Below are 15,860 nucleotides of genomic sequence, written 5' to 3'. Positions count from 1 at the left end.
GTCCGGGGGATGCGCCGTCGTCAGCGCGGCGCCATCCGCAGCGACCCGTCCATCCGGATGACCTCGCCGTTCAGGTAGTCGTGCGCGACGATCATGCCGACCAGCTGCGCGTACTCCGCCGGCGTTCCCAGCCGAGCGGGGAACGGCACGCTGGCCTCGAGGGTCTTCTTGAACTCCTCGGTGATGCCCTGCATCATCGGCGTGTCGATGACGCCCGGAGCGATCGTCATCACCCGGATCCCGAACTGAGCGAGATCGCGCGCCGCAGGCAGCGTCATCCCAGCTACCCCACCCTTGGATGCCGAGTAGGCGATCTGACCGATCTGGCCGTCGAACGCAGCCACCGACGCGGTGTTGACGACCACGCCCCGCTGTCCGGACTCGTCGACGGTGTCGTTGGTGGCGATGGCCTCGGCGGCCAGTCGCAGCACGTTGAAGGTGCCGACGAGGTTGACGGCGACCACCTTCTGGAACAGACCGAGGTCGTGGACGCCCTTCTTCGACAGGATCCGTGACGCCCAACCCAACCCGGCGCAGTTGACGACGATGCGCAGTGATGCGCCCTCGTTCGCCTGTGCGACCGCCGCCTTGACGTCGTCCTCGGAGGTGACGTCGCCGTGCACGGCGGTCACGCCCTCGGCCGGGTCGCCGCCCTTCTCCCAACCGCCGGCCAGGTCGAGTCCGAAGACCTGGACTCCTTGCGCCGCAAGAGCTGTGGCGGTGGCGCTGCCGAGTCCGGAGGCGGCTCCGGTGACCAGTGCCGCGGTGTTCTGCACCTGCATGACGTGTTCTCCCGTAGGGTCTCGTCCCGCGCAGTCGGCTCGGCCTCGGTGTCGGCGCCGAGCGTGGTCCGGAGAGCTCCGGCGGCGCTGCGCGGGTGTCCGTCAGCGTAGACCGGCGCGCCGGGCACCCACCGTGACGATCGACACCGACGGGTGGTTGTCCGCATCACGGAACCGCGCGGTGCATGCGGTGGTCAGACGTTCACTGCACGGCTGTGTCTCGAGTGAAAGGGTTACCTGATGAAGACCGACTGGAAACGATCGATGGCTGTCCTGCTGGGAACGGGAGTGATCGCGCTGACCGCGGCCTGCGGTTCCGAGGTGTCCGGAACCGCCCAGGGTGGGATCCCCGCTGGTGCAGGTGTCGGGAGCGCGCAGCAGGGCACGACCACCGGCGAGAGCTCCGATGAGGTCACGATCTCGAGCAGCGAACAGGAGCCCGCACCGGCCACCAGCGTTGCCGATCCCCCCACCTCCCCCGACCCGACGTCGGACGGTGGCCAGACGGGCGGGGCGAACTCCGCCGCCCCGAACTCCGTGACCCCGCAGCCGGTGACGCCGCAGCAGTCCGAGACGACCTCCCCCGGTGACGAGAGCTCGGCGCCGGCCCCGACGTCCTCGAGCAGCAGCGCATCGGCCGAGGAGTACGCGTTCCTGAAGGACTACTGCCTGCTGATGCCCAAGTCGTACACCACGGGTCTGCAGAAGGACACCACTCGGAAGCCGGAGCTGAGCTGCACGTACCGGGCACCGGAGTCGTCCAAGACATACCGCGCCGTCACCGTGACCGGCGGCTTCGCCTTCAGCGACAACGAGTTGAACCAGTCGTACAACGTGGACGCGGCGAAGGTGAAGATCGACGGCCGCGACGGGTACACCTGGACGAACTCGTCCAAGTCGCTGTACTCCGCGACCTTCAACCTGCCCGAGCCGGACGGCGGTGAGATGTCGATCCTGGTGATCGTCAGCGACGACACCTCGCTTGCCGAGATGAAGAAGAAGGCTCTGGCGCTGGCCGCAGAGGTCTCCGAAGAAGTTCCTCGCTGAGCTGCGTGCTCCCGGAAACGAACGATTCTCCCGACCGCTTCGGTCGGGGAACTCGTCCCTGCTCACGTCGGAATCACCAGATGCGGACGCGCTCGCTCTCCGCCAGCCACATGCCGTCGTCCTCGGTGGTGCCGAACGCCGCGTGGAAGCCGTCGATGTTGCGTGCGATGTTGGTCCGAAGGTCCGGCGGCGAGTGCGGGTCGATCTGCAGGTACTGCCGGGCGAGCTGTTCGCGGCGCTTCGAGCGCCACGCGCGTGCCCAGGAGAAGAACACCTCGCGGCGGTCCTCGTCGGTGGCGGCGTCGCCGGCAGCGATCTCGTAGGCCTTCAGGCCGATCGTCAGACCGCCGAGGTCGCCGATGTTCTCACCGACCGTCAGACCGCCGTTCACCGGCACATCGGGCACCTCGATGCAGCGCAGTGCGGAGAACTGGCTGATCAGGGCCTCGGACCTGGCGGTGAAGGCGGTGCGGTCGGCGTCGGTCCACCAGTCGGAGAGGTTGCCGTCACCGTCGAACTGTGATCCCTGGTCGTCGAAACCGTGGCCGATCTCGTGCCCGATCACGGCACCGATCGCGCCGTAGTTGGAGGCGTCCGAGGCGTCAAGGGCGAAGAACGGCGGCTGCAGGATCGCTGCCGGGAAGCAGATCTCGTTGGTACCGGGGTTGTAGTACGCGTTCACCGTCTGCGGCGACATGAACCATTCGCTGCGGTCGACCGGACTCCCGATCTTGCGCAGCTCCCGGTCGGTCTCCCAGGCCCGCGCCCTGCGGACGTTGCCGACCAGGTCGCCGCGGTCGACGACGATCGCGCTGTAGTCCTTCCAGGTGTCCGGGTAGCCGATCTTGGGAGTGAACCGGTCCAGCTTCTGCTGGGCCCGCGACTGGGTGTCGGCGCTCATCCAATCGAGCGTGCTGATGCTCTGCCGATAGGCCTCGATGAGGTTCGCGACCAGCTCGTCCATCCGTTCCTTGGCCGCTGGCGGGAAGTGACGCTCGACGTAGATCTGCCCGACGGCCTCCGACAGGGTGGATTCCACCAGGGCGACGCCGCGCTTCCAGCGGTCCCGCTGGTCCTCGGCGCCGGAGAGGATCCGCGAGTAGAAGTCGAAGTTCTCGTCGACGAAGGCTTGCGAGAGGTAGGGGGCGTAGGCGTGCACCAACTTCCAGCTGAGCCACAGCTTCCAGTCGTCCATGGACGTGTCGGCGAGCACCGTCGAGAGCGTCTCCAGGTACGACGGCTGGCGCACGGTGGCTTCGCCGATGGTGCCGTCCGGACCTGGGGTGCCGCCGAGTGCCACTACCCAACCGGTCCAGTCGAACGCCGGGCAGAGCGCCTCGATCTCGGCGAGGGTGCGCAGGTTGTAGGTCTTCAGGACGTCCCGACACGCCACCTTGTCCCAGTGCCCAGCGGCCAGCTTCTCCTCGACGGCGTAGACCCTGGCAGCGGCGTCGGCCGGGTCGGCGATCCCGACAAGGGCGAGCATTCGCTCGACGTGGCTGCGGTACTGCTCACGGATCTCGGCGAACTGCTCCTCGCGGTAGTACGCCTCGTCCGGCAGCGAGGTGCCGCCCTGCAGGAGGTTGACCACATAGCGGTCGGAGTTGCGGTCGTCGTTGTCGACGTAGCTGCGCACGATCCCGCTGACCCCGGACCGCTCGAACTCGCCGAGCAGCCGGGCGAACCCACCCAGATCGGCCAGCGCCTCGATCCGGCCCAGGTCGGCCGCCAACGGGGTGGCGCCGAGCGCTTCGACCCGATCGGTGTCGACGAACGAGGCGAACATCGCACCGATCTGGTCGTACGGGCCGCGAGCACCCGGATCGGCGGCGGCGGCCTCGCGCAGCAGCTCGCCGACGTGCCGCTCGGACTCCAGCCGCAGGTCGACCATCGCCCCGATGGACGACAGGTCGCCGGGGATCTCGGCCTCGGCGAGCCAGTCGCCGTTGACGCTCAGGAACAGATCGTCCTGCGGGCGGACGGCGGTGGTCGTCGATGCCGCGGGGGTGCGGTCCGGTGAGGTCATGACGGCCAGCCTAATGACGCGCGCAGCAAGCCCGGGTGGGTGCGCCGGCAGAAGTGGGTCACCGGCACCCTCCCCGGTGCGATCGGCATCGAGCTGGCGTTCGACGCACCAGCCCCCGCTGTGTCCGGCTGACGTCGGCACGGACGCTGATCAGCCTCAGGCCTCAGGGCCTCAGGGCATCAGGGCCTCAGGCCTCAGGATCCGGCAGGTAGGCGACCTGCATGAGTTGCGGCTTGCGCCCGCGCCGGATGAGGGTGCCGCGGCCGGGGGGCTGCGGGCTCAGGTAGACACCCGGGAAGAGCTGCCCCTCCATCCGGTCACCGGACAGCAGCAGACCGGTCGCCCCGGTCTCCTTCATCCGTTGCGGCAACGGCTCGAACATCGCCCGGCTCGCTCCGCCGGAGCGACGGCAGATGAGCATGTGGAAGCCGAGATCCTTGGCCTGCGGCAGGAACTCCAGGAACGGCGACAACGGGCTCGGCCCCCCGGTCGCGAGCAGGTCGTAGTCGTCGCAGACCACCACGATCTCCGGCCCCTTCCACCAGGATCGGGAGCGTAGCTGAGCGGCGGTGACGTCATCGGGGGGCAGCCGCTTGCCGACCTCGGAGGCCACCGCCTGCGCGGTGGGTCCGGCCAGCTGCGCGGTTCCGGCGTACGCGCCCAGGTACTCCTCGGGGACGACGTCCAGCAGCGTGCGGCGGATGTCGAAGACGGCGAAGACCATCTCCTCGTCGGTGTACTTGCTCGTGAGGTCGGTGATGATGGCGCGCAGCAGCGACGTCTTGCCGGACTCGGCGTCGCCGAACACCAGCAGGTGCTGGTCGAGGCCCATCAGGTCGAGCACGACGGGCTTCAGCTCGGTGCCGTCGACACCGATGATCGCGCCCTTCGTCGGACCGGTCCTGGCGACCAGCTCGGCATGGTCGACGAGCGTCGGCACCATCCGGATCACCGGCACCCGTTCGCCGGGCCAGGCCCCGGCGATCCGGATGATCAGTTGCTCGGTGGCGCCGCTGCCGTCAGGTGCGCCGCCGCCGGGCGCCGGCTCCAGCAGCTCGTCCGGCTGCTCACCGGTCTGTCCGGGCGCGCCGTCCGCCGGGTCCGCGGACTCGCCACCAAGCAGATCCAGGGCATCGGCCAGCGCCGCCCGCTCGTCATCCGGCTCGGCGGCCGTCTCTGTCACTGGCGGCCCGAAGCCGTTGTCCTCCACCGGTTCTCCGGCGAGCGCGGGATCGAGAGCGCGGTCGGCCGCGAGGGTCGGCAGGCAGACGTGCACCTGCAGACCCGGATCGACGATGGCCCGACCGGGGGTGTCGGAGCGCAGGTTGGCAGAGAATTTCCGGCCGATCGTCGAGTCGATCGGGTCGTTGATCCGCAGTTCGATCTTGGCACCGATCGCGGCCTGCAGCACGGTCCGGACGTCGGCCCAGCGACCCATCGTCATGATGATGTGGATGCCGTAGCCGGGGCCGCGGGTGGCGAGGTCCTGGACCAGGTCGGCGAGGTCCTCGAAGTCGGCGCGCAGCACCGGCCAGTTGTCGATCACCAGGAAGATGTCGGCGACGTCCATCTGGCGGAGTCGGCCGGTGCGGAAGCGGTCGCGCATCTGCTCGACCGAGTCGATCCCCATGCGCGCGAACAGTTCCTCGCGTTCGGCGAGGGCGGTGGCGACCTCGGCGACGGTGCGCCGCACCCGGTCGGTGTCGAGCCGGGCAGCGACGCCGGCGACGTGCGGCAGTCCCTCGAGCAGCCGGAGCGCGCCGCCGCCCAGGTCGAGGCAGTAGAAGGCGACCTCGCCCGGCAGGTGCGTCATCGCGGCCGCGACGATCAGGGTGCGCAGCAGCATCGACTTGCCGGTCTGCGGAGCGCCGATGATGGCCAGGTGGCCGCCGGAGGAGCCCAGATCGATGAGGTACGGCTCCTGCTTCTGCTCGGCGGGTTTGTCCAGCATCCCGATCGGCACCCGGAGGTTGCCGCCGACCGGCAGTCGCAGCCCGCGGACCGGGTCCGCGATCGCGTCGCCGGCGAGCGTGTCCAGATCCAGCCGTTTCGGCAGCGGCGGCAGCCAGATCTGCGCGGTCCGGGTGCCGACCTCGGCCATCTGCCGGACAGCCACGTCGAGCACCGTCGGCAGCAGCGCCTCCGCGTCGTCGTCCTCCGGCTTCTCGACCACCGCATCCTCGGGCGCCATCGCGGCCAGATAGGCGGCGGTGTCGTTGAACAGCGGGAACGGGGCGACGATCGGATCGGTGTCGATCACGGTGTCGCCGGTGATCGGCGGCTTGTAGGTACCCGAGACGTAGCCGGCCTTGAACCGCTGGAAGACGGTGGTGTCCACGGCCAGGTACCCGGACCCGGGGATCGGCGGCAGCTCGTAGGCATCCGGCACGCCCAGCACGGCGCGGGACTCCTGCGGGTTGAACGTCCGCAGCCCGAGTCGGTAGCTCAGGTACGACTCGAGCCCACGCAGCCGACCTTCCTCGAGCCGTTGGGACGCCAGCAGCAGGTGCACGCCGATGGAGCGGCCGATCCGTCCGATCGCCAGGAACAGCTCGATGAACTCCGGCTTGGCGCTGAGCAGCTCGCCGAACTCGTCGATCACGCAGAACAGGTTCGGCAGCGGCTCCAGCTCGGTGCCGTTGCCCTCGGCGATGTTGGCGTCCCGGCGCCGGTTGTACTCGGTGACGTTGGGGACGTTGCCGGCCAGCGCGAGCAGCTGCTGACGGCGTTTCATCTCGCCGAACAGGGCGTCGTGCAGGCGGTCGACGAGCCCGTCGTCGTCGGAGAGGTTGGAGATCATCGCCGCGCAGTGCGGGGTCTCCTCGAGGCCGGCGAAGGTCGCGCCACCCTTGTAGTCGACCAGCACCAGCGCGAGCCGTTCGGGCGGATGGTTGATCGCCAGGCAGAGCACCAGCGTGCGCAGCACCTCGGACTTGCCGGAGCCGGTGGCCCCGACGCAGAGCCCGTGCGGGCCCATCCCGCCGAGGGCGTTCTCCTTGAGGTCCAACCGCACCTTCTCGCCGGACGGGCCGAGCGCGAAGGGCACGTTGAGGAAATCGGGCATCGACCGTTTGGTCCAGGCGGCGAGCGGGTCGAAGTGGCCGGGATCCTCGACGCCGGTGAGGTCGGACAGGGTCAGTGTCGACTCCAGCGGTGCCGCCGTCGCGCTCTCCTCGACCAGTCGGACTGCCGTCAGCTCCCGGACGAGGCCCTGCAGTACGGCGTCCTCGATGAGGTCGAGGTCGCCGGCCCTGGCGCCGGCTGCGCGGCGCTGGAGCTCGGCGTGCGTGTCGTCGGGGTCGACCACGCGCAGGTCGTCGACCCGGACGGCCGGAGCATCACCGTCCCGACCGCTCGGACCGTCCGTCGCCGGGTCACCGCAGGTCAGCCGGATGTCGCAGCGCTCGGGTTCGTGGCCGGGGTCGTCGACCAGGGTGATGCAGTGGATGTTGAGGCGGGCCGGCGAGATGTCCGGGGGCAGTGCGCCGAGCACGTCGGGTGCGCCGCCGCCGACCCCGTCGACGACGATCACCAACGCCGCGCCGAAGCTGGAGGGGGCGGCCGACCTGGCCCGGCCGCTGCGGGTGAGCTCGGCGACCCGGCGGGACAACTCGCCGGCCAGCCACTCCATCAGCTCCTGCGGGTCGGAGGTGACGTGTCGACGGGGTGCTGTGGCGTCCACCTCGTCGTCGGACAGCACGTGCGGCATCCACTTGAGCCACTCGACCCAGCGTGCGGCGTGCCGCGGGGTGAGCGCGAAGACCTTGACCTCCTCCGCGCCGTGGAAGGTGACGAGCTGGGCGAGCGCCGCGGACATCGTCCGGCGGACGAGGGCCGGCTGGCCCAGCACCGTCACCCGGCCGGCGATCGGCAGGCAGACCGGCATCCCGCCCACCATCCGGTCACGCTCGACGATCCGGTGCACCCCGGCGGCGGTCACGATGTCCGGTTCGGCCAGCGGATCTGCGGCGGCGGGAGCGGCGACCCGCTGCCAGAGCGGCGCAGCACCGGTGCCGACCCGCACGATCAGGAAGTCGGGGTCCGACGGCCGGCGTTCCCAGAGTCGCAGCGTGTCCCGGGCCAGGTCAGGCAGCAGATCGGGGCGCGGATGGTGGTACTCGGCGATCTCCCGCTGCACCTCGGCAGAGCCGGAGACCTTGCCGCGCACCTGCTCCAGGTACTCGAGGTAGCGCGCCCGCATGTCGGCGGCGCGCTTGGTCGCGCCGGTGCGCTGGGCGATGAACATGACGATGCCGCCGACGACGGTGACGACCAGCATGATTCCGCCGGCGATCAGCATGATCGGGTTCCGGTTGGCCAGGATCATCACCAGCGATCCCATGCCGCCCATGATCGGCATCAGCATCTGCATGACGCCCTGGATGCCGGCGCCGGCATCCGGCAGTCGTGGCGGCGGGATCAGCTCGATCGGCCGGAGGTCGGGCTCCGGCGGCCTGCTACGCGCCGGTCGGTGGACGAGTCGCTGCGTCACGGAGCCTCCTCGTCCTGTGCTGTTCGACCGATGTCCGCGGCGGAGCCGGTCGGGTCCGTCGTCGGTCACCCGACGGCCGTCGGTGCGGGCGCCGTCCCGAGCATGAGGCTCAAACGCCGGTTCCGGGCGTCCGGACATGCCTAGACTACGGTCGGCCCGGCGGCGCCACCGTCGTTTCGCCGAAGCCTGACAGGTGGCCGGACGCTTCGTCGCCCGGTGCTTCCGACGGCCGGCCCCTTCCTTTCGAGCAGGTGTGGAGAGACCGCGATGGCGACCCGCTTCACCAGGGTGACGATTGCCGCCACCGACCGTCAGGTGGACGTCTCCCTACCGGCCGCCGCCCCCGTGGGCGAGCAGCTGCCGATGGTGCTGCGCCTGCTGTCGGTCCCGACCTCCTCGACCCCGCGTCGGTGGGTGCTCTCCACGCCGGAGCTGGGTGTCATCCCGCGTTCGGCATCGCTGGACGAGACCGGCGTGCTCGACGGCATGGTGCTGCATCTGACCGAGGCACAGGAGGCGGCGCTGCCGCCGTTCGTCGACGACGTCGAGCAGACCGCCGGCGATCTGGTGGCGCAGGAGCCCGCGTTCTGCGCGGGTGACCGGAGCTCCGGCATCGCCGGCCTGCTGGCCGTCCTGCTGCTCGGGGCGTGCGGCCTGGGGTTGGTGGCTCCGTCGCCGATCGACTGGGTGGCCCCGGCGCTCGCGTTGATCGGCGCCCTGGGGATCGGCGCGACGATGACCGGGCTCGGCGCGACGCTCGCGGCGATGACGGCCGTGCCCGCCGCAGTGCTCGGCTTGTCGGCACTTCAGTCGGGTGCATCCGCGGGTGCGACGGTGTTGCTGCCGGTGGCAGCTTCGATCGGGTTGCTCGGTGCCGGCCTGGTGCGCCGGCTGCCGGTCGCCACCGCGGGAGGCATCACCGCCCTGGTGTTCTCGGTCCTCACCTGGGTGATGACGGCGACCGAGCTGCAGGGCTACCGGACCGCGGGCCTGATCGTCGTGCTCGGGGTGATCGTTGCCGGTCTTGCCGGTCAGTTCGCCCTCGGTGGAGCCGGTCTGGTGAATCTGCTGGTGGCCGACGAGCGTGGCGAGAAGGTGCCGCGGACCGCGGTGGTCGGCGCGGTGAACCGGGGCGGCGCGATCGCCACCGGCATGGTCTGGGCGGTCTCGGTCGCGGTGTCCGCGGCAGTGGTGCTGCTGATCACCGCCCCCGTCATCGGCATCAAATCCGGCTGGGCGATCCCTGGTGTCGGCATCCTCGGGGCGCTGGTGTTCGCGCTGCGCAGCCGGATGTATTCCCGGGTGCGTCAGGTGGTCCCCATGCTCGCGGTGCCGGTGCTCGCCGGCGCTGCCATCGGGCTCCGGATCCCGGCCTGGTTCGGCGTGACCGATGCCAGGACCGCCGCCGGCATCACGCTGGGGGTACTGGTGCTGATCGCCGTGCTGTTGCTCGCCACCGGCCTGAGCACGCTCGCCGAGGTGCCGAAGGCCCGGCTGCGCCGCTTCTACGAGGCGATCGAGTTCCTCGCCGTCCTCGCCCTGCTGCCCGGGCTGCTGCTGGTGTTCGACGTCATCGGCGCCGTCCAGCGCTGGCTCGCCTGAGCCTCCCGCGCGTTCATCCCGACGCTGATCGAGCGTGTGTCGGGGACGCTGATCGGGATCCGTCCTCGGATGTCATCCGATCGGCAGGAATGCGTGTTCCCGGGCCCCGTTCGGCGTTTTTGCGCCGACCGGAAGTGCCGGCGCGCCGCCGCCACGATGCCCGATCGCGCCCGCTCGAAGGGGTGGACTACCGGTACAGAAGAGCGCGGGGGATGATGGGGCGGTTCCCGAAACCACCACACTCTGGAGAGTCGATGCAGACCTCTGTCCAGCTGTACACCGTCCGTGAACCGCTCGTCGCAGACTTCGGCGGCACCCTCCAGCGCCTGGCCGACATCGGCTTCACCGCGGTGGAGGCGTTCGACTTCGTCGGCACCGTCGACGTGGTGGACACAGGCGATAACGGTGACGCGCCGGCCGCGGTCGAGGAGACCGACGCCACCGACAAGGCCCAGCGCTATGCGCAGGCGCTGAAGGCCGCCGGTCTGATCGCGCCGAGCGGGCACGCCCACCTGGTCGGACAGGACATCACCGCCGCCTTCGACGCCGCCGAGATCGTCGGGGTGAAGACGGTCATCGAGCCGATGGTGCGGGACGACAAGTGGGCGACCGCGGAGGACGCGGTACGCATCGCCGAGTCGCTGAACGCGGCCGCCAAGGTTGCCGCCCTGCGCGGTCTGCGCGTCGGCTACCACAACCACAACTGGGAGCTGGCGACGAAGTACGACGGCGTCCCGGCGCTGGAGTTCCTGGCCCAGCACCTGGACCCCGACGTGGTGCTCGAACTCGACCTGTACTGGGCCTGGGTCGGCGGTGTCGACCCGGTCGGCCTGCTCGAGCGGCTCGGCGAGCGGGTGCAGCTGGTGCACGTCAAGGACGGCCCGACCGGCGGCGGACTGGACGCGCAGATCCCGGCCGGCACCGGCGACGTTCCGCTACGCGCCGCACTGGCCGCTGCGCCGTGGCTGGATCTGGCGATCGTCGAGTTCGACGTCTACGGCGGCGACATCTTCGACGGTGTCACCAACTCGCTGCGGTGGCTCGAAGCCGCGACCGGCTGATGGGGGCTCCGCACCAGAACCGCACCGGGCCGGTCGGCGTCGCACTGGTCGGGACCGGCGTCATCAGCGGGGCGTACCTGGAGAACCTCACCAGGTTCCCGGACATCAACGTCGTCGCACTCACGGATCTGCTGCCCGAGGTCGCAGCGGCGAAGGCCGAGGAGTTCGGCATCGACCTCTCCGGTGCTCCGGAGCTGGCGTTCGAGCATCCGGACGTCGAGATCATCATCAACCTGACGATCCCGGCCGCTCATCTCGAGGTCTCCTCGCGTGCCCTGGCCGCCGGCAAGCACGTCTGGACGGAGAAGCCGCTCGCGATGAACAGCGTGGACGCCTCCACCCTGGTGGACGCGGCGGCCGCCGCGGGTCTGCGGCTGGGTTGTGCTCCGGACACCGTGCTCGGCGCCGGGATCCAGACCGCCCGCCGGGTGATCGAACGGGGCGACATCGGCGTTCCGCAGACCGGTTTGACGTTGTTCCAGACGCCCGGTCCCGAATCGTGGCACCCGGCGCCGGAGTTCCTGTTCCAACCCGGCGCGGGCCCGCTGTTCGACATGGGGCCGTACTACCTGACCACGCTGGTCGAGGTGTTCGGGCCGGCGGCCGGCGTGCTGGCGCTCTCCCGCAAGGCAAGGGCGACCCGGGTGATCGGCAGCGGTCCGAAGGCCGGGACGGAGTTCGAGGTCGGCGTGCCGACGCACGTGGGTCTGCAGACGGACTTCGTCGAAGGTGGTGCCTCGCAGAGCATCTTCAGCTTCGAGTCGCCGCGGGTGCGCGCCGGTTTCGTCGAGGTCACCGGCACCGAGGCGACGCTGTCGATCCCGGACCCGAACAACTTCGACGGCGAGCTGCGCATCTGCCGGACCGGTGAGGACGAGTGGAAGTCCATCCCGCTGGTCGGCCCGTCCGACGGCCGCGGCATGGGTGTGCTCGACATGGCCCGCTCGATCCGTGCGGGTGCGCCGCACCGAGCGACCGGCGAGCGAGCCAGGCACGTCACCGAGCTGATGGAAGCAGCGATCCGGTCCGCGGACAAGAAGGCCTACGTCCCGCTGACCAGCACCGCTCCGCGCAGCGAGCTGCTCCCCGACGGTTGGGATCCGGTCGCCGCGACGCTCTGAGATCTCCTGCACTGCAACACTTCCGGTCCGCACCAGAGCATCGGTGCGGGCCGGAGGTGTGCTGTCCGGACGCCTGGAGACCCCGATCCGTCGCGACCGGTCGAATCACGACGGGATCTCGACTCACTGCGTTCGCTCGATCGGCGCCGCCTGCAGCGGGCCGTCAGCCGCGGACGATCGTCGTCCCGGAGACGGCCAGCAGCAGCACGTCCAACGCCGCTGAGGCTGCCAGCACCCGGAACAGCGCCCGCCCCGGAGCCGCGGCCGACCGCGCCAGCACCCACACCCCCGCGACGACGAGCACACCGAACGCTGCCCAGCGCCACCAGGAAACCGGCCCGGCCGGCCCGAAGAGCAGAGCAGCAGCAGCGACCAGCACCAGCAGCATCGTCGCCGCCATGCTGCCGCGGACCCCGATCCGGTGCGGGAGTCCGCGGATCCCGTTGCGCAGGTCGTCGTCCAGGTCGGGCAGCACGTTGAGCAGATGCGCCGCGACGCCCAGGGCGGCGCCGGCGGTCATCGCCCACCAGAACGGCCAGGGCGCACCCGGCAGGGCCAGCGTCGGCACCGCGGGCAGGACGCCGAACGCGATGACATAAGGGACGAAGGACAGCGCGGTCGCCCGCAGGCCCAGGTTGTAACCCCAGCCGCACACCACGATCACCAACGCTGCCCCGCCGGCCGGGAAGCCCAGCAGTACCGACAGTCCGATCGTCGCGACCGAGGCAGCCGCGGTCGCGACCTGCAGGGTCCGCCGGTCGACGCCTCCGGTGGCCATCGGCTTGTCGGTGCGCTGTGCGGAGCTGTCCCGCTCGGCGTCCAGCAGGTCGTTGTGCCAGCCGATCGACAGCTGCCCGGTGAGTACTGCGCCCACGACGAGCAGCACGGTACCCACCGGCAGGCCGACGGCAGCAGCGAGGAAGGCCGCCATCACGGTCACCGCGAGCGTCGGCAACGGGTGACAGGCCAGCAGCAGACCGCGCACCCGGCTCATCCCTCGATGTTAGGGGGCACCGCTCCGCGGGTACCGCCGAGCGTGTCCACCCCCCAGCACTGCCGGCTCCAGCTCCTGGGTCGCGGCCGTACGGTGAGGGAATGACCACCCTCGTCGCCGTGCACAGTGTGGTCCCTCCTCACCGATATCCGCAGGCCGAGCTGACGGCCGCGTTCGCCGAGTTGTGCCTCCCCGACCCGACCCGACGCGGGGTCCTGGAGCGGGTGCACGCGAACGCCGGGGTGGAGTTCCGCCATCTCGCCCGTCCGCTCGAGGCCTATGCCGGTCTCACCGATGTGCGGTCCGCCAACGAGGTGTGGATCGAGGTGGCTTCCGAGCTGGGGGAGCAGGCGGTGAAGGGTGCGCTGGCCGTGGCGGGCATCGCGCCCGGCGAAGTCGATCTGATCATCTCGACGACGATCACGGGGGTAGCGGTGCCGTCCATCGAGGCCCGCATCGCCGGCCAACTCGGTCTGCGGCCGGACGTGGTGCGGATGCCGCTGTTCGGACTCGGCTGCGTCGCCGGCGCCGCCGGGGTTGCGCGGCTGCACGATCACCTGGCCGGACACCCCGACCAGGTCGCGGTGCTGCTGTCGGTTGAGCTCTGTTCGCTGACGGTCCAGCGCGACGACCCGTCGATGGCCAACGCGGTGGCGTCCGGCCTGTTCGGAGACGGCGCTGCAGCTGTGGTCGCGGTCGGGGCCGAGCGCGCCGCCGCCATGGGAGCGGACGGCCCGCGGGTGATCGCCTCCCGCAGTCATCTTTATCCGGACACGATGCGCACGATGGGCTGGGACGTCGTTCCGTCCGGACTCAAGATCGTGCTGGACGCCGGCGTCCCCGAACTTGTCGAGAAGTGCCTCGGTCCGGATGTCCGGGAGTTCCTGGCGGACAACGGCTTCACCATCGACGACGTTTCCGCCTGGGTGTCCCATCCCGGCGGTCCCAAAGTGATCAGGGCCATCGAGACGACCTTGGATCTCCCCGACGGCGCACTGCAGCCGACGTGGGATTCGCTGGCCAGGGTCGGGAACCTGTCGTCCGCCTCGGTGCTGCACGTGCTGGCCGACATCGAACGAGATCGACGGCCGGCACCCGGCGAGATCGGCGTGATGATGGCTCTGGGGCCCGGATTCTGCTCCGAGTTGGTACTGCTGCAGTGGTGATCGCCTACCTGGTGCTGGTCGTCGTCGTCGGACTGGAGCGGGTCGCCGAACTGGTGGTGAGCACCCGCAACCTGGCCTGGAGTCGCGCCCGCGGTGGCCGCGAGTTCGGCCGCGGCCACTATCCGGCCATGGTGGTGCTGCACGTCGGTCTGCTGGTCGGCTGCGTCGTCGAGGTACTCGTTGCCGATCGACCTTTCCTGCCTGCCCTCGGCTGGTCGATGTTCCTGCTGGTGCTGGCTTCCCAGGCGCTGCGTTGGTGGTGCATCAGCACTCTCGGTCGGCAGTGGAACACTCGGATCGTCGTGGCGTCGACCGTCCCTCTGGTGCGCTCCGGCCCCTACCGGTGGCTGCGGCACCCGAACTACGTCGCCGTCGTGGTGGAGGGCGCCGCGCTTCCGTTGGTGCACTCGGCCTGGATCACCGCGGTGGGCTTCACGGTCCTGAACACCGCCGTGCTCACGGTGCGCATCCGGGCGGAGAACGCGGCGCTGGCCACGGTGACAGCATGACCGACCTGGTGGTTGCCGGAGCCGGACCCGCCGGTCTGATGACGGCGTTGCACGCGCGGGCCGCAGGGCTCGACGTGCTGGTCGTCGACCCCCGCACCGGACCGATCGACAAGGCGTGCGGAGAGGGATTGATGCCGGGGGCGCTGCGCTCCCTCGAGTCGTTGGGACTGGATCTCCAACGGGACGTCCCCGGCCGTCAGATCCGCGGAATCCGTTACCTGGACGGCGATGTGCACGCCGAGGCGCACTTCCGGGGCAGACCGGGACGCGGAGTCAGACGCGACGTCCTGCAGGGCGCGCTCGCCCGGCTCGCCGCCGAACGCGGAATCCAACGGGTGGCCGGCCGCGTCGGTGACGTCCGGCAGAGTGCCGACTCGGTCACTGCGACGCTGCACACCGCGTCCGGGACGAGCGCCGTCACCGCGGACCATCTGGTTGCTGCCGACGGGTTGCACTCACCGATCCGGCAGCGCCTCGGTCTGCAGCTGCCGGCCACCGGCCCACCGCGGTGGGGCTTGCGTCGACATGTGGCGGTAGCTCCCTGGACGGATCTGGTGGAGGTCCACTGGGCCACCGGGGCAGAGGTGTACGTGACTCCGGTGGGGGACGACGAGGTGTCGGTCGCGGTGTTGAGCGGGCGCCGTGCGTCGTTCGACGAGCACCTGACCGCGTTCCCGGGGCTGGCCGACCGGTTGGCCGGGGCGAACGCGGATGACGTCCGTGGAGCGGGCCCGCTGCGGCAACGGGTGAAGGGACGGGTGTCCGGCCGGGTGCTGTTGGTGGGCGATGCCGCCGGGTACGTCGACGCCCTGACCGGGGAGGGCATCGACATCGCCGCCCGCGCGTCACTGCGGCTGGTGCAGTGTCTGGTGGCCGGGCGCCCCGACGACTACGAACAGGCCTGGCAGCAGGTCACCCGCCGCTACCGGTGGATCACCGGGTCGTTGCTCGCGGCGAGCAGGCAGAAGCCGGTGCGTCGACGGCTGGTCGGCACCGCAGCCAGGCTGCCCAGGGTGTTCGATGCTGCGGTCGACCAGCTGACCCGATGACGCTCCGAGAC

General features: G+C 70.4%; 11 protein-coding genes. 7 read left to right on the top strand and 4 right to left on the bottom strand.

Annotation, left to right across the window (positions count from 1 at the left end):
• Nucleotides 1-20 precede the first annotated feature (20 nt).
• Nucleotides 21-782 carry an SDR family NAD(P)-dependent oxidoreductase gene (locus tag ABLG96_RS19720; RefSeq protein WP_353649014.1) on the bottom strand — a complete coding sequence of 254 codons (762 nt, stop codon included), beginning with the start codon at nucleotides 780-782 and terminating at the stop codon, nucleotides 21-23.
• Between the two features lie 240 nt (nucleotides 783-1,022).
• On the opposite strand from ABLG96_RS19720, the gene ABLG96_RS19715 reads away from it, so the two are divergent.
• Nucleotides 1,023-1,829, top strand: coding sequence for a hypothetical protein (locus ABLG96_RS19715; protein WP_353649013.1), 807 nt, complete (start codon nucleotides 1,023-1,025; stop codon nucleotides 1,827-1,829).
• Nucleotides 1,830-1,902: 73 nt separating this feature from the next.
• On the opposite strand, the gene ABLG96_RS19710 is transcribed toward ABLG96_RS19715, so the two are convergent.
• Entirely contained in the window at nucleotides 1,903-3,855 is a 1,953-nt protein-coding gene (locus ABLG96_RS19710; protein ID WP_353649012.1) for a M13-type metalloendopeptidase, read from the bottom strand.
• Nucleotides 3,856-4,042: 187 nt separating this feature from the next.
• Nucleotides 4,043-8,347, bottom strand: a complete 4,305-nt coding sequence (eccCb, locus tag ABLG96_RS19705; RefSeq protein WP_353649011.1) for a type VII secretion protein EccCb — start codon at nucleotides 8,345-8,347, stop codon at nucleotides 4,043-4,045.
• A gap of 267 nt (nucleotides 8,348-8,614) precedes the next feature.
• Between eccCb and ABLG96_RS19700 the strand changes: the two genes are divergently transcribed.
• The 3 genes from ABLG96_RS19700 (at nucleotide 8,615) to ABLG96_RS19690 (ending at nucleotide 12,131) form a co-directional block, all read left to right on the top strand.
• On the top strand, nucleotides 8,615-9,949 hold the full coding sequence (locus ABLG96_RS19700) for an EsaB/YukD family protein (RefSeq protein ID WP_353649010.1): 1,335 nt from the start codon (nucleotides 8,615-8,617) through the stop codon (nucleotides 9,947-9,949).
• 254 nt (nucleotides 9,950-10,203) lie between these two features.
• Nucleotides 10,204-11,010, top strand: a complete 807-nt coding sequence (locus tag ABLG96_RS19695; RefSeq protein ID WP_353649009.1) for a sugar phosphate isomerase/epimerase — start codon at nucleotides 10,204-10,206, stop codon at nucleotides 11,008-11,010.
• Nucleotides 11,010-12,131, top strand: a complete 1,122-nt coding sequence (locus ABLG96_RS19690) for a Gfo/Idh/MocA family oxidoreductase (protein ID WP_353649008.1) — start codon at nucleotides 11,010-11,012, stop codon at nucleotides 12,129-12,131. The genes ABLG96_RS19695 and ABLG96_RS19690 overlap by 1 nt, the downstream gene beginning before the upstream one ends.
• Nucleotides 12,132-12,294: 163 nt before the next feature.
• Here the strand turns inward: ABLG96_RS19690 and ABLG96_RS19685 are convergent, their stop codons facing one another.
• Nucleotides 12,295-13,125, bottom strand: coding sequence for a UbiA family prenyltransferase (locus ABLG96_RS19685; protein WP_353649007.1), 831 nt, complete (start codon nucleotides 13,123-13,125; stop codon nucleotides 12,295-12,297).
• A gap of 101 nt (nucleotides 13,126-13,226) precedes the next feature.
• Between ABLG96_RS19685 and ABLG96_RS19680 the strand changes: the two genes are divergently transcribed.
• From ABLG96_RS19680 to ABLG96_RS19670, 3 genes are read left to right on the top strand one after another with little or no spacing between them, the layout of a single operon-like run.
• Nucleotides 13,227-14,291 carry a 3-oxoacyl-[acyl-carrier-protein] synthase III C-terminal domain-containing protein gene (locus ABLG96_RS19680; RefSeq protein WP_353649006.1) on the top strand — a complete coding sequence of 355 codons (1,065 nt, stop codon included), beginning with the start codon at nucleotides 13,227-13,229 and terminating at the stop codon, nucleotides 14,289-14,291.
• Entirely contained in the window at nucleotides 14,288-14,800 is a 513-nt protein-coding gene (locus ABLG96_RS19675) for an isoprenylcysteine carboxyl methyltransferase family protein (protein ID WP_353649005.1), read from the top strand. Before ABLG96_RS19680 ends, ABLG96_RS19675 begins: the two co-directional genes overlap by 4 nt.
• Entirely contained in the window at nucleotides 14,797-15,849 is a 1,053-nt protein-coding gene (locus ABLG96_RS19670) for an NAD(P)/FAD-dependent oxidoreductase (RefSeq protein ID WP_353649004.1), read from the top strand. Before ABLG96_RS19675 ends, ABLG96_RS19670 begins: the two co-directional genes overlap by 4 nt.
• The last annotated feature ends 11 nt before the right edge of the window (nucleotides 15,850-15,860 follow it).

The sequence above is a fragment of the Nakamurella sp. A5-74 genome (assembly GCF_040438885.1).
Classification (GTDB): domain Bacteria; phylum Actinomycetota; class Actinomycetes; order Mycobacteriales; family Nakamurellaceae; genus Nakamurella.
This window is presented reverse-complemented; position numbering and strand designations above follow the sequence as displayed.

What these genes read in the sequence shown, in the direction of transcription:
- ABLG96_RS19720 (WP_353649014.1), bottom strand. Translation starts at nt 782, where the DNA reads ATGCAGGTGCAGAACACCGCGGCACTGGTCACCGGAGCCGCCTCCGGA.
- ABLG96_RS19680 (WP_353649006.1), top strand. Translation starts at nt 13,227, where the DNA reads ATGACCACCCTCGTCGCCGTGCACAGTGTGGTCCCTCCTCACCGATAT.
- ABLG96_RS19715 (WP_353649013.1), top strand. Translation starts at nt 1,023, where the DNA reads ATGAAGACCGACTGGAAACGATCGATGGCTGTCCTGCTGGGAACGGGA.
- ABLG96_RS19695 (WP_353649009.1), top strand. Translation starts at nt 10,204, where the DNA reads ATGCAGACCTCTGTCCAGCTGTACACCGTCCGTGAACCGCTCGTCGCA.
- ABLG96_RS19690 (WP_353649008.1), top strand. Translation starts at nt 11,010, where the DNA reads ATGGGGGCTCCGCACCAGAACCGCACCGGGCCGGTCGGCGTCGCACTG.
- ABLG96_RS19685 (WP_353649007.1), bottom strand. Translation starts at nt 13,125, where the DNA reads ATGAGCCGGGTGCGCGGTCTGCTGCTGGCCTGTCACCCGTTGCCGACG.
- ABLG96_RS19710 (WP_353649012.1), bottom strand. Translation starts at nt 3,855, where the DNA reads ATGACCTCACCGGACCGCACCCCCGCGGCATCGACGACCACCGCCGTC.
- ABLG96_RS19670 (WP_353649004.1), top strand. Translation starts at nt 14,797, where the DNA reads ATGACCGACCTGGTGGTTGCCGGAGCCGGACCCGCCGGTCTGATGACG.
- ABLG96_RS19700 (WP_353649010.1), top strand. Translation starts at nt 8,615, where the DNA reads ATGGCGACCCGCTTCACCAGGGTGACGATTGCCGCCACCGACCGTCAG.